The following is a 13,205-nucleotide window of genomic DNA, read 5'->3' as shown; positions in this document are numbered from 1 at the left end:
GGGGTACGTCGACGCCGTGACGTGGCGATCACGACACGGGTTGTTCGAGGGGCGCGCGACGTGTGTCCGATTGGTCCGACGGTTCCCGGGGAATCATCCGACGGTCTGCGGCGCGCGGACACGGGATGTGACGGGTGACGGTGACGACGGGAGACGAGGCGAGGATGGGCCGCCGCGGCGGTCGGCAGCTGACGGCGGCCGGCAACTACTTCGACACGCGGTCGAAGGCGGTCATGGCAAGTGCATCGGGGGCGCTGCCCCTGCTCGTCATCGCGATTCTCCAGCCCACGTTCCTGCGGCCGGGCACGCTGCCGCTCCTGGCCGTCATCGTGGCGTTCACCGTGGTCACCGTGGGCATCACCCTGCGTGCCGGTCGTCTGTCCGACCGGCAGTTCACGGTGCTGGGGTCGGGTGGCATGGTCGGCGTCGCCATCTCCGCCTATCTGATCGCCGATCCGTCGGGGTCCCGCGCGGTCACGGCGATGCTGGCGGTCGTGCCCGCCATCGCGGCGTCCGGATCGCCGCCCAAGGTCACGATCTCGCTCACCGGCGCCGCGGTGATCATGGCGACGGCACTGAGCATCAACGGCTCCGAGGGCGCGGTGCGGTTCGTCGCGGCCGGCGCCGCGGTCACCACCGTGGTGGTGCCGGCGGTGTTGATCGCCACCATGCGCAGCTCGCTCGAATCGGTGACAGCCCGCCTCGAGACCCTGGCGAACACCGATCCGCTCACCGGCCTGCTCAACCGCCGCGGCATGTTGCCGCGGGTGAGCGCCATGCTCGCGGAGGCATCGGAGAAGTCCGACGCCATCGTCGTCTCGCTCGTCGACGTCGACCACTTCAAGTCCGTCAACGACACTCGCGGTCACGCGGCCGGTGACGTCGTGCTCACCACGGTCGCCGAGGCGATCGCCGCCTACGTTCCCGAGGACGCGGTGGTCGCCCGGCTGGGCGGGGAGGAGTTCCTGGTGCTCGGCCTCAGCAAGTCCGTCGCGGGGCTCGAGGAGAAGGTGCTCGAGAGCGTCCGCTCCGCGTGCGACGTCACCGTCAGCATCGGAGTGGCGCAGGCGAACGTGGTGTTCGACGAGAGGGGCGGTAACGACGTCGAGGCCACCCTCGACCGACTGACCTACGCGGCCGACCGCGCGCTGTACGCGGCGAAGACGGCGGGCCGCGATCGAGTGGCATTCGCGATGGAGGACGTCGTCCGGTGGTCACCGACCCTGACGCCGGTGCAGCGCCGCGACAAGACGGAACCCCTCCCGTGACGGCAGAGGAGTGAGCATGAGCGAGCACCGCGTCCTGGATCCGACCGACCTCGGCGATCACGAGGTTCTCGATCGACTGATGTCCGAGATCGGGGACGACGCGATCCTGGACACCACCGCCGAGCAGCTCCAGTCGCTCGACGCACTGCTGCCCACTCCGTCGTCCGAGCTCCTGGACGAGCCGACCCGGTGGGTGCACTACCCCTGGCGTCGCTCGCTCGTGCGGGTGCTCGGTCCGCGCGGGTTCCGGTTGCTGCGCCTGGACCGGAACCGCAACAAGATCACCGTGGACGAGCAGGATGCTGCGCGGCGCCTGCGCGTCGGCGTCGTGGGTCTGAGCGTCGGCCACGCGGTAGCGCACACCCTCGCTCTCGAAGGGCTGTGCGGCGAGCTCCGGTTGGCCGACTTCGACGATCTGGACCTGTCGAACCTCAACCGTGTGCCCGCGTCGGTGTTCGACCTCGGCGTCAACAAGGCGGTGCTGGCGGCTCGCCGCATCGCCGAACTGGATCCGTACCTCGAGGTGACGACGTTCCCGACCGGGATCGACGAGGCGACCACGGACGCCTTTCTCGCCGACCTCGACATCGTCGTCGAGGAGTGCGACTCGATCGACGCGAAGGTGTTGGTGCGGCAGGAGTGCCGTCGCCGCGGGATTCCCGTGATCATGGAGACCAGCGACGGGGGCGTGCTCGACATCGAGCGCTACGACCTCGAACCCGACCGACCGTACTTCCACGGGTTGCTCGGCGACGTCGACGCCGCGGCGGTCGCGGGGATGACGCCGCGGGAGAAGGCGCCACTGGCGGGGCGCATCCTCGAGATGGAGCGCATCACGCCGCGCATGGCGGCATCGTTGCCGGACATCGGTACGACATTGTCGACGTGGCCGCAGTTGGGGAGTGACGTGGCTCTGGGCGGCGCGTCGGTGGCCGCTGTGGTGCGGTTGTTCGGGCGCGGGACACCGCCTCCGTCGGGACGCGTCCGTGTCGGTCTCGAGGCGATCATCGAGAGCACCCTCGTCGACCCCTACAGGGGCTGACCGCTCGCTCGAAGATGGCGCAGGAGAACGTCGGTGACCTCGTCCGGGCGTTCCTGGTGCACGTAGTGCCCCGATCCCGTCACGCGATGCTCCACGAGCTGCGGTGCCCAGTGGGAGTCGCGGCGCGCCGTTGTCGGCAGGACGTACGGGTCGGCAGATCCCAGGATCTGCAGCGCCGGTAGATCGACGGTCCGGTCGATCGCGGCGCGGAAGCGGCGACCGTCGGAACGGAACTGGCTGCGGAACGCCCAGCGCTGATACTCCAACGTGCTGTGTGCGACACCGGGGATGCGGACGGCCGACCGCATCCTCGACACGACGTCGCCGAACTCCGTGGACGACTGCCACTGCGCGGACGACCGGGCACGGACGAGTCGCTCCACCTCGGCACCGTCGTCGGCGACGAGCGTCTTTTCGGGTGCGAGCGGAACCTGGTAGCGCAGGAACGACGGCAGCAGCGCCGCGCGTTGCGCCGAGTCCCGGATCGCGGCCCGTCGCAACGAGATCGGATGCGGTGAGGCGAGCAGCGAGATCGAGCGAACAGCGCGAGGGTGCAGCGCTGCGGTCGCCCAGCACACGAGTCCGCCGTCGGCGTGCCCGACGAGATCCGCCTCGGAGTGTCCGAGCGCGCGAACGAGGCCGGAGATGTCACCGGCGAGGGTCCAGCCGTCGTAGCCGCGAGGCGGCTTGTCGCTGTCGCCGTAGCCCCGCAGATCCACTGCCACGGCGTGATAGCCGGCGGCGCCGAGAGCGGTCAGCTGGTGGCGCCACGACCACCAGAGGTCGGCGAAGCCGTGGACGAGGACGACCAGCGGCGCCGGCCGACTCGGATCAGGGCGTCCCGGGTCGGCGGACGCCGAGGTGTCCGCCTCGGCGATGTGGAACCGGATGCCGTTGGCGCGGATGTCGCGGTGCTGCCACGGGCCGGGATATCGGACGGTCGACGGGTCGGGTGCGGCCACTGTCGTCGGTACGCGCGCGCGGTGTCAGCGCGAGAGCGGGGCGCGCACGTCGAGCGCGTCCAACGGCTTCTTCGGCGATGCGCCGTCGCCCTGGCCCGGCAGCACCGAGGAGGCCGCCTTCAGCGAGTCGATGGTCTTCTCGGGCTTGCGCAGCTTCTTCACCCGGAGGTAGCCGAGGAACGCGAGCAGCGCCGTGATGACCACCATGATCAGGAAGACGATGAGGAACGCGAGCCACCGCGTGACCCACACGTTGAGCAGCTCGGCGAGGAAGAAGAAGAAGAAGAACGAGCTGAAGATCAGGACCGCGAGCGCGAGGATGAAGAGGACGCTGCCCTGCAGTCCCTTCTTGATCTCGCCGGTCACCTCGGCCTTGGCCAGTTCGACCTCGGCGCGGACCAACGTGGAGACCTGTGTCGTCGCGTCCTTGACCAGGGTGCCGATGCTGGCCGTGGCGGGGTTGCTGCGACTGTCGACGTCCGTCAGCGGGATCGAGGAGATACTGGCCGGAGCGGTCGTCCGACCGCTCGTGTCGGTGCCTCGGCTGCTGCTCACGTGCAAGTCCCTTCGAAGATGTTCGTCGCGCTCGACAGTGATCGTCCGGCGATACCGGCCAACCTTATGTCCTTACCCGTTCGGGGCTCACACTATCGCCGCCGGACGGGGCCGGTCCCGCCGGACGTCGGTCCCCGCGTGGTGAGCACTCACGAACCGAGTGGCCGGTATCGGCCCTCACGTCACGATGCGTCGGGTAACTTCCTGCTGACGAACCCGCCTCCCAACAGGAGAAACCCGTGACAAGCACTTCCGCGGACCGCGTTCCGAACCCCGACGGTTCGAACATCGCCGGTCCGGACTCCGATCTCGATGCAGTGGACGGCGTACCTCGCAGTCGCATCGTGATCGCCTCGATGGTCGGAACCTCCATCGAGTTCTTCGACTTCTACATCTATGCCACCGCCGCCGTCCTCGTCTTCCCCCGACTGTTCTTCCCCGCGGGCAACGACACGACGGCCCTGCTCGCGTCGTTCGCGACGTTCGGCCTCGCCTTCGTCGCGCGGCCCATCGGTTCGGTGCTGTTCGGACACTTCGGTGACCGCATCGGCCGGAAGGCGACCCTGGTGGGGTCCCTGCTCACCATGGGCGTCGCGACCTTCCTCATCGGACTGCTGCCGACGTACGACAGCGTGGGCATCATCGCCCCGATGTTGTTGGCGCTCATGCGTTTCACGCAGGGTGTCGGCCTGGGCGGCGAGTGGTCGGGCGCTGCACTGCTCGCCACCGAGACCGCGAAGGAGGGCAAGCGGGCCTGGGCCGCGATGTGGCCGCAGCTCGGTGCCCCTATCGGCTTCCTGATGGCCAACGGGATCTTCCTCATCCTGACGTTGTCGATGGACTACGACTCCAAGACGTCCGGATCGGATCACGCCTTCCTCACGTGGGGATGGCGTGTGCCCTTCCTGCTGAGCGCGATCATGGTGATCATCGGCCTCTACGTGCGACTCAAGCTCGAGGAGACACCGGTGTTCAAGCGCGCCGTGGCCAACGGCCAGCGCGTCAAGACGCCGGTGGCGGAGGTCTTCAAGACCAGCTGGCGTCCGCTGATCCTCGGCACGTTCGTCATGCTCGCGACGTACACACTGTTCTACGTCATGACGACGTGGGTGGTCAGCTACGGCACCGGCAAGGTGGTCGATCACAGCGGTGTCGCCGTGACCATCGCCTACACGGACTTCCTGGGCCTGCAGCTCATCTCGGTGTTGTTCTTCGCCGCGTTCGTCCCGGTCTCCGGCTGGCTCGCGGATCGGTTCGGCCGCCGCATCACACTGATCGTCATCACGACCGCGATCATCCTGTTCGGCCTGTCGTTCAAGTGGTTCGCTGCTCCCGAGTCCGCCACCGAGAGCCGCATGCTGCTGTTCATGTGCGTCGGCCTGGCGCTGATGGGTCTGACCTTCGGACCGATGAGTGCTGTTCTGCCGGAGCTGTTCCCGACCAACGTGCGCTACACCGGATCGGGTATCTCCTACAACACGGCCAGCATCCTGGGAGCGGCCGTGGCGCCGTTCATCGCGACCTGGCTGGTGAACTCCTACGGTGTCGCGTGGGTGGGCGTGTACCTGGCCGTCGCCGCGGCACTGACGCTGTTCGCACTCGTCGTCATGAAGGAGACGCGCGGACGCGATCTCGACACAGTGTCCTGACGGACTGCCGACAGCAGAGAGGGGCTCGTGCACTCGGTGCACGAGCCCCTCTCTCTGCGTGACGCGTGGTTACTTCTGGCCGGCCTTGGCGATCGCGTCGAAGACCGCCGGATCGACGAGGGTCGAGGTGTCGCCCAGGTCCCGGCCCTCGGCGACGTCGCGGAGCAGGCGGCGCATGATCTTTCCGCTGCGCGTCTTGGGGAGCTCCGGGACCACCGTGATCTGTCGCGGCTTGGCGATCGGCGAGATCTCCTTCGACACCTGAGCCTTCAGCTCGGTGATCAGCGCGTCGCCGGTGTTCTCGATGCCCTCGCGCAGGATGACGAAGGCGACGATGCCCTGGCCGGTGGTCTCGTCCGCCGCGCCCACGACGGCTGCCTCGGCGACGCCGGGGTGGGTCACCAGAGCCGACTCCACCTCGGAGGTGGAGATGCGGTGACCGGAGACGTTCATGACGTCGTCGACGCGTCCGAGGACCCAGAGGTCGCCGTCGTCGTCGAAGCGCGCACCGTCACCGGCGAAGTACCAACCCTCGGTGGCGTAGCGGGACCAGTAGGTGTCCTTGTAGCGCTCCATGTCGCCCCAGATGCCACGCAGCATCGACGGCCACGGCTCGTCGAGTACGAGGTACCCGTTGCCGCCGGGCCCGAGCATCTTCGCGTCGTCGTCCACGATGGCGGCCGAGATGCCGGGGAGCGGTGTCTGGGCCGATCCCGGCTTGGTGGCGGTGACGCCGGGCAGCGGCGAGACCATGATCGCGCCGGTCTCGGTCTGCCACCAGGTGTCGACGATCGGGGCGCTGCCGGCGCCGATGACGTCGCGGAACCAGCGCCACGCCTCGGGGTTGATGGGTTCGCCGACGCTGCCGAGCAGGCGGATCGAGGAGAGGTCGTGTGCGTCGGGGATCTGTCGTCCCCACTTCATGAACGTGCGCACGAGCGTGGGCGCCGTGTAGTAGATGGTGACGCCGTACTTCTCGACGATGTTCCAGTGCCGGTGCTCGTCGGGAGAGTTGGGGGTGCCCTCGTAGACCACCTGCGTGGCGCCGTTGGCCAGCGGGCCGTAGACGATGTAGCTGTGCCCGGTGACCCAGCCGATGTCGGCCGTGCACCAGTAGACGTCCTTGCCCTGCTTGTGGTCGAAAACGTAGTGGTGCGTGTAGGCGGTCTGCGTCAGGTAGCCGCCGGAGGTGTGGATGATGCCCTTCGGCTTACCGGTGGTTCCCGAGGTGTAGAGGATGAAGAGCGGGTGCTCGGAGTCGAACGCCTGCGCCTCGTGCTCGGGGGAGGCGGACCCGACGGTGTCGTGCCACCAGAGGTCGCGGCCCTCGGTCCACTGCACGTCGATGTCGGTGCGCTTGACCACCAGGACGTGCTCGATCGACGCGGCGCCGTCCACGGCCTCGTCGACCGAGTCCTTGAGCGGCGCGGCCTTGCCGCGGCGCCACTGGCCGTCGGTGGTGACGACGAGCTTGGCCTCGGCGTCGTCGATGCGCGAGCGCAGCGCGGAGGACGAGAAGCCTGCGAAGACGACGCTGTGGGTCAGTCCGAGGCGGGCGCACGCGAGCATCGAGACGATGGCCTCGGGGACCATGGGCATGTAGATGGCGACGCGGTCACCCGAGACGAGCCCGAGATCGGTGAAGGCGTTCGCGGCGCGGCTGACCTCGGCGAGGAGGTCGGAGTAGGTGAGGTCGCGGCTGTCGCCGGGCTCGCCCTCCCAGTGGATCGCCACCTGGTCGCCGCGGCCCTCGACCACGTGCCGGTCGACGCAGTTGTAGGCGACGTTCAGTTCACCGCCGACGAACCACTTCGCGACGGGGGCGTCCGACCAGTCGAGCACCTGCTCGAACGGGGTGTGCCAGTGCAACCGGTTCGCCTGCTCGGCCCAGAACGCGAGGCGATCGTCCTTCGCCGCCTGGTAGAGCTCGGATCCGGCGTTGGCCTGCGCGACGAAGTCGTCACTCGGGGGATAGGACACCGGGTGCTCCGATTCCGTGTCCCTGGTCGCGCCGTCGTCGGTCACGGTCTCGGTCATCGTGGTACCTGGCCCCTCTCGGAAGAACTGGTGTCTCGGTTCGGTGTGTCGCGACTGTGAGGGTAGTCACGTGTGACCGGCGCCGCACCGTTGCAGAGGGCTGCGACCCGGGACGTGCGGCGAGAGGTGCGTTCTGCGCGACGGGCGGTGTGCAGCAGCGATGGATGGTGACGAGACACGAAAATCGCCTCTCATCAGGCTGTCTGACCGGTGAGGTCCAGTCCTGTCAGGTTACGTCCGTATTTCGGGGCGGACCCGGGTCGTTCCGATTTCGGGGGAGTGCACGACAGACCTTTGTGAGTGTGTCTAAAGTCAAGCAAATATCCGGGTCACGCCGGTCATCGCCCGTGGCCCACCCGACACCCGCGGACCACCCGCGGACGGTGCGTGCAGTCGACCCTGTTCGTGCCGGATTCGATGGAGGACATGTTGAGAGTCAAGAAGACGATCGCGGTGGTCTCGGTGGCCATCGCCGCCGTGGGCATGCTCGCGGCGTGTGGTGGCGGGGGTGGGTCCTCGAGCGCCGAGGGCACCTACAGCCTGTACATCGGCCAGCCCGAGAACCCGCTCGTTCCCGGTAACACCACCGAGAGTGAGGGCAACCAGGTCCTCAAGGCCCTGTTCACGCCGTTGGTGAACTACAACGACGAGAGCAGCGAGGTCGAGTACACCGGCGTCGCCGAGTCGGTCGAGTCCGACGACCAGCAGAACTGGACGATCAAGCTCAAGCCGGACTGGACGTTCCACGACGGCACGCCCGTCGACGCGAAGTCCTACGTCGATGCGTGGAACTACACCGCGCTGAGCACCAACGCCTTCGGTGCCTCGTACTTCTTCGAGAACGTCCAGGGCTACGACGATCTGCAGGCCGCCGAGGGCGCTGAGCCCACCGCGGCCACGATGACCGGCCTCGAGGCCGTGGACGACACCACGATTCGCGTGGCTCTGAAGGAGCCCTTCGCGATCTACCCGGTGACCCTGGGCTACAGCGCGTTCTCGCCGCTGCCCGAGGCGTTCTTCACCGATCCCGACGCCTTCGGACGTCGTCCCATCGGCAACGGCCCTTTCAAGGCCGACGAGGACTTCGTCGAGGGCCAGGGCATCACCCTGACCAAGTACGACGACTACAAGGGTGAGAACCCGGCACAGTCGCAGGGCGTGCAGTTCAAGGTCTACACGGAGCTGAGCACCGGCTACACCGACGTTCAGGCCGGCGGCCTCGACGTCATGCTGGATCTGCCGCCGGACGCCTGGGCGACCGCACGTGACCAGTTCGGTGACCGGTACGGCGAGCGCGCTCGCCCCGACATCACCTCGCTCGCGTTCCCGACCTACGACCCGCGTTTCTCGGATCCCCGTGTGCGTGAGGCGTTCTCGATGGCGATCGACCGTCAGGCCATCACCGAGGCCATCTTCACCAACACCCGCACGCCGGCCACCTCCTTCGGTTCGCCCGTCGTCGACGGCTACCGGGACGATGCCTGCGGCACCAAGTGCGAGCTGAACGCCGCTCAGGCCAACACGCTGCTCGACCAGGCCGGCTTCGACCGGTCGCAGCCGGTGGAGCTGTGGTTCAACGCCGGTGCGGCACACGACACCTGGATGACCGCCGTGGGCAACCAGCTGCGCACCAACCTCGGAGTCGACTACGTGCTCCGCGGCGATCTGCAGTTCGCGCAGTATCTTCCGCTGCAGGACGCACAGGGCATGACCGGTCCGTTCCGTTCGGGCTGGATCATGGACTACCCGTCGCTGTACAACTTCCTGTCGCCGGTCTACAGCTCGGCAGCACTGCCGCCGGCGGGCTCGAACGTCAGCTTCTACTCCAACCCGGAGTTCGACGCCGCCCTCTCGCAGGGCAACAACGCGGAGTCGATCGACGCCGCGACGACCGAGTACCAGCGGGCCGAGGACATCCTGTTCCGCGACCTGCCGGCCACTCCGCTCTTCTACGGTCTGAACCAGGCCGTGTGGAGCGAGCGGGTCGACAACGTCAAGATCGACCTGTTCGGTGACATCGAGGTCGCGGACGTCACGGTCAGCTGACCTCTCTCTCGACTCGGTGGGGCGCCGTGCAGACGCAGGGCGCCCCACCGACGCGTGAACCGTGAGACCCCGAAGAGGAGAACCCAGTGGGTCGCTTCATCACGCGCCGATTGCTGTTGACCATCCCGGTCCTGATCGGCGCCTCGTTCCTGATCTTCGCGATGGTGTACGCCCTTCCGGGTGATCCCATCCGCGCGCTCGCGGGCGATCGCCCGCTCGCTCCGGCCGTCGTCGCGCAGTTGCGTGCGCAGTACAACCTCGACGACCCGTTCCTGGTGCAGTACGTCAAGTACGTCGGCGGGCTCCTGCAGGGTGACTTCGGTACCGACTTCGCCGGGCGCCCGGTGCTCGACACCATCTCCCAGCGTCTTCCGGTGACGGTGCGGCTGACCATCGTGGCCATCGTCTTCGAGGCCGTCATCGGCATCGCGGCCGGTGTGCTCTCCGGTCTGCGCCGCAACTCCTTCTTCGACAACCTCGTGCTGGTGTCGACGACGCTGCTGGTGTCGGTTCCCGTGTTCGTCTTCGGCTTCGTCGCCCAGTACCTCTTCGGCTACAAGTTCGACCTGTTCCCCATCGCGGGTATCAACGACGGGTGGTACAGCTACCTGCTGCCCGGCCTGGTCCTGGCGTCGCTGTCCATGGCGTACGTCGCGCGTCTCACGCGGTCCGCGGTGTCGGAGGCCATGGCGGCGGACTACATCCGCACCGCCCGCGCCAAGGGCGTGGGGTACCGGCGCATCGTCCTGCGTCACGCACTGCGCAACAGCATGATTCCCGTCGTGACGTTCATCGGCGCGGACATCGGTGCGTTGCTGGGCGGCGCCATCGTCACCGAGTCGGTGTTCAACCTGCCGGGCCTCGGACGCGCGATCTTCGACGCCGTGCAGCGTCAGGAAGGCGCGGTGGTCGTCGGCATCGTCACGCTGATGGTCTTCTTCTACATCTTCTTCAACCTCGTCGTGGACGTGCTCTACGCGCTCCTCGATCCCCGAATTCGATACGAGTAGGCGCTATGACCAACGATGCACAGCATGTCGCCGCCGAGGGCGAGCCGGGCAACGTCGTGACCGGTGAGGCACAGGAGCTGGTCGGCCAGGCGAGCCTGTGGGGTAACGCGTGGAAGAAGCTGCGGCGCAGCGTCTTCTTCTGGTTCGGTGCCGTCATCACCGCGGTGCTCGTCCTGATGGCCGTGGTGCCCCAGCTGTTCGCTCGCGGGATCGATCCGCGCGCCTGCGACCTGTCGGACACCCGGCTCTCGCCGAGCTCCGAGCACTGGTTCGGAACGGACCTGCAGGGATGCGACTATTACGCCAACGTCATCTACGGCGCCCGCATCTCGCTGACCATCGGACTGCTCGCCGTCATCGGCGTGCTGATCATCGGCGTCCTGATCGGCGCGCTCGCCGGGTACTTCGGCGGCGTGCTCGACAGCCTGCTCGCCCGCTTCACCGACATCTTCTTCGGCATCCCGCTCCTGCTCGGCGCGTTGGTCCTGCTCACCGTCACCAGTGAGCGGACCGTCACCACGGTGGCGCTGGCTCTCATCGCCTTCGGGTGGATGACGGCCATGCGACTGGTCCGCTCGTCGGTCATCTCGATCAAGCAGAGCGAGTACGTGCAGGCCGCACAGGCACTGGGCGCGAGCACGTTCCGCATCCTGGTCCGCCACATCCTGCCCAACGCCCTCGCACCCGTGCTCGTGTACGCGACCATCGCCGTCGGCACGTTCATCGCGGCCGAGGCCACGCTGTCCTACCTGGGTATCGGGCTGCAGTTGCCGGCGATCTCGTGGGGCCTGCAGATCAACCTCGGCCAGAACTACATCTCCACCTCGCCGCACCTGGTGCTCTTCCCCGCAGGGTTCCTGTCGGTGACCGTGCTGGCCTTCATCCTCATGGGCGATGCGCTGCGAGATGCGCTCGACCCGAAACGGAGCTGACGGACATGAGTGACGACAAGACCGGCCCGATTCTCGGAGTCTCGGATCTGACGATCGACTTCGAAGTCGACAAGACGTGGCGTACAGCCGTACGGAACGTCTCGTTCGACCTCGCTCGCGGTGAAATCCTCGCCATCGTCGGCGAATCGGGCTCGGGTAAATCCACCACCGCCATGGCGGTGCCCGGCCTGCTGGCCGACAACGCCCGCGTGAGTGGCAGCATCACGCTCAACGGTCGCGAACTGATCGGCCTGAAGGAACGTGAGCTGAACTCGGTGCGCGGCAAGGACATCGCCGTGATCTTCCAGGAGCCGATGACGGCTCTGAACCCCGTCTACACCATCGGGTGGCAGATCACCGAGGCCATCCGCGCGCACAGCGAGCTCAGCAAGGCGCAGGCCAAGGACCGTGTCATCGAGCTGCTGCGGCTCGTCGAGATGCCGGAGCCGGAGAAGCGCGTCAAGTACTACCCCCACCAGTTGTCCGGTGGCCAGCGCCAGCGCGCGATGATCGCCCAGGCGTTGGCATCCGAGCCGTCCGTGCTCATCGCGGACGAGCCGACCACGGCACTCGACGTGACCGTGCAGGCCGAGATCCTGCAGCTCATGCGCGACCTCCGCGGTCGGGTCGACGCGGCGATCCTGCTCATCACCCACGACATGGGCGTGGTCGCCGACATGGCCGACCGCATCCTCGTCATGCGCGGTGGCGACATCGTCGAGCAGGGCACCTCCGGCGACATCTTCCATCGTCCCGATCACGCCTACACCCGCGAACTCCTGGCCTCCGTGCCCCACCTCGGTTCCCGGACCGGGCAGGCGGGCACCGACGACACCCCCGACGTGCGGTACGCGCTCGAACTCGTCGACGCCGTCATCGAGTACCCGGGTTCGCGTCGCTCCGGTGGCTTCCGCGCGGTCGACGGTGTCAGCCTGAGCATCGAGCCGGGCGAGGTGGTCGGTCTGGTCGGTGAGTCCGGATCGGGCAAGTCGACCATCGGCAAGGCAGCCGTCGGCCTGCTCAAGCTGCATTCGGGGTCGTTGTCCATCGCCGGAACGGACATCACGTCGATGTCGACCCGCGACCTGCGTCCGGTGCGCAGCAAGGTCGGCATCGTGTTCCAGGATCCGGGTTCGTCGCTGAACCCGCGGTGGCCCATCGGCCAGTCGATCGGCGAGCCGATGCTGCTGCACACCGAGATGGACCGTGGTCAGCGCAACACCAAGATCGAGGAGTTGCTCGATCAGGTGCACCTGTCGCGGGACATGCGCAACCGCTACCCGCATCAGCTGTCGGGTGGTCAGCGCCAGCGTGTCGGCATCGCCCGCGCCCTGGCTCTCGAACCCACCCTCCTCGTCGCCGACGAGCCGACGTCCGCGCTCGACGTGTCCGTACAGGCCAAGGTGCTCGAGCTCTTCCAGGAGCTGCAGCGGGAGTACGGCTTCGCGTGCCTGTTCATCAGCCACGACCTCGCCGTGGTGGAGGTGCTGGCTCGCCGCATCGCGGTCATGAGTGCGGGCAAGCTGGTGGAGTTCGATCGGACCGACACCATCCTGCGCTCGCCGGCCGACCCGTACACGAAGCGGCTGCTCGCCGCGGTGCCCGTTCCCGACCCGGAGCAGCAGGCCGTCCGGCGCCGCGAGCGTGCCGAGTTGATGGCTGCCGAGCGGAACGCCGGATCCACCGCGACGTAGGACCACCGAT

Annotated in this window: 10 protein-coding genes; 7 read left to right on the top strand and 3 right to left on the bottom strand. The window is 67.6% G+C overall.

Annotated features, from left to right (window positions below; all coding sequences use genetic code 11):
- Window positions 1–134: 134 nt before the first annotated feature.
- On the top strand, window positions 135–1,268 hold the full coding sequence (locus HQ312_RS22215) for a GGDEF domain-containing protein (protein WP_222633332.1): 1,134 nt from the start codon (window positions 135–137) through the stop codon (window positions 1,266–1,268).
- A gap of 16 nt (window positions 1,269–1,284) precedes the next feature.
- A complete protein-coding gene (locus HQ312_RS13930) occupies window positions 1,285–2,310 on the top strand; it encodes an Rv1355c family protein (RefSeq protein WP_222633333.1) in 1,026 nt (341 codons plus the stop codon).
- Here HQ312_RS13930 and HQ312_RS13925 read toward each other — a convergent pair.
- Both HQ312_RS13925 and HQ312_RS13920 read right to left on the bottom strand, forming a co-directional pair.
- Window positions 2,298–3,272, bottom strand: a complete 975-nt coding sequence (locus HQ312_RS13925) for an alpha/beta hydrolase (protein ID WP_222638941.1) — start codon at window positions 3,270–3,272, stop codon at window positions 2,298–2,300. The genes HQ312_RS13930 and HQ312_RS13925 overlap by 13 nt on opposite strands.
- A gap of 24 nt (window positions 3,273–3,296) precedes the next feature.
- Complete coding sequence (locus tag HQ312_RS13920) at window positions 3,297–3,827, bottom strand: phage holin family protein (RefSeq protein ID WP_222633335.1); 531 nt, start codon at window positions 3,825–3,827, stop codon at window positions 3,297–3,299.
- A gap of 356 nt (window positions 3,828–4,183) precedes the next feature.
- On the opposite strand from HQ312_RS13920, the gene HQ312_RS13915 reads away from it, so the two are divergent.
- Window positions 4,184–5,476, top strand: coding sequence for an MFS transporter (locus HQ312_RS13915; RefSeq protein ID WP_222628740.1), 1,293 nt, complete (start codon window positions 4,184–4,186; stop codon window positions 5,474–5,476).
- A gap of 69 nt (window positions 5,477–5,545) precedes the next feature.
- On the opposite strand, the gene acs is transcribed toward HQ312_RS13915, so the two are convergent.
- Window positions 5,546–7,513: an acetate--CoA ligase gene (acs, locus tag HQ312_RS13910; protein ID WP_222638940.1), complete on the bottom strand. Its 1,968-nt coding sequence runs from the start codon at window positions 7,511–7,513 to the stop codon at window positions 5,546–5,548.
- Between the two features lie 429 nt (window positions 7,514–7,942).
- On the opposite strand from acs, the gene HQ312_RS13905 reads away from it, so the two are divergent.
- The 4 genes from HQ312_RS13905 (at window position 7,943) to HQ312_RS13890 (ending at window position 13,195) form a co-directional block, all read left to right on the top strand.
- Window positions 7,943–9,559 (top strand): ABC transporter substrate-binding protein, encoded by a 1,617-nt coding sequence (locus tag HQ312_RS13905; RefSeq protein WP_222638996.1) that lies wholly within the window; start codon window positions 7,943–7,945, stop codon window positions 9,557–9,559.
- 86 nt (window positions 9,560–9,645) lie between these two features.
- Window positions 9,646–10,569, top strand: coding sequence for an ABC transporter permease (locus tag HQ312_RS13900; protein WP_027506699.1), 924 nt, complete (start codon window positions 9,646–9,648; stop codon window positions 10,567–10,569).
- 5 nt (window positions 10,570–10,574) lie between these two features.
- The gene (locus HQ312_RS13895) at window positions 10,575–11,501 is read left to right on the top strand and encodes an ABC transporter permease (RefSeq protein ID WP_051613564.1); all 927 of its coding nucleotides are present in this window, start codon (window positions 10,575–10,577) and stop codon (window positions 11,499–11,501) included.
- A 5-nt stretch (window positions 11,502–11,506) separates the two neighbouring features.
- Entirely contained in the window at window positions 11,507–13,195 is a 1,689-nt protein-coding gene (locus HQ312_RS13890; protein WP_261782292.1) for an ABC transporter ATP-binding protein, read from the top strand.
- The last annotated feature ends 10 nt before the right edge of the window (window positions 13,196–13,205 follow it).

The organism is Rhodococcus sp. BP-316 (genome assembly GCF_019836105.1).
Classification (GTDB): Bacteria; Actinomycetota; Actinomycetes; order Mycobacteriales; family Mycobacteriaceae; genus Rhodococcoides.
The sequence above is the reverse complement of the archived record's forward strand: the minus strand, read 5'-3'. Positions and strand labels throughout refer to the sequence as shown.

Excerpts from the sequence above, each read along its gene's own strand:
- HQ312_RS13930 (WP_222633333.1), top strand. The coding sequence starts at position 1,285 with ATGAGCGAGCACCGCGTCCTGGATCCGACCGACCTCGGCGATCACGAG.
- HQ312_RS13915 (WP_222628740.1), top strand. The coding sequence starts at position 4,184 with ATGGTCGGAACCTCCATCGAGTTCTTCGACTTCTACATCTATGCCACC.
- acs (WP_222638940.1), bottom strand. The coding sequence starts at position 7,513 with ATGACCGAGACCGTGACCGACGACGGCGCGACCAGGGACACGGAATCG.
- HQ312_RS13895 (WP_051613564.1), top strand. The coding sequence starts at position 10,575 with ATGACCAACGATGCACAGCATGTCGCCGCCGAGGGCGAGCCGGGCAAC.
- HQ312_RS13890 (WP_261782292.1), top strand. The coding sequence starts at position 11,507 with ATGAGTGACGACAAGACCGGCCCGATTCTCGGAGTCTCGGATCTGACG.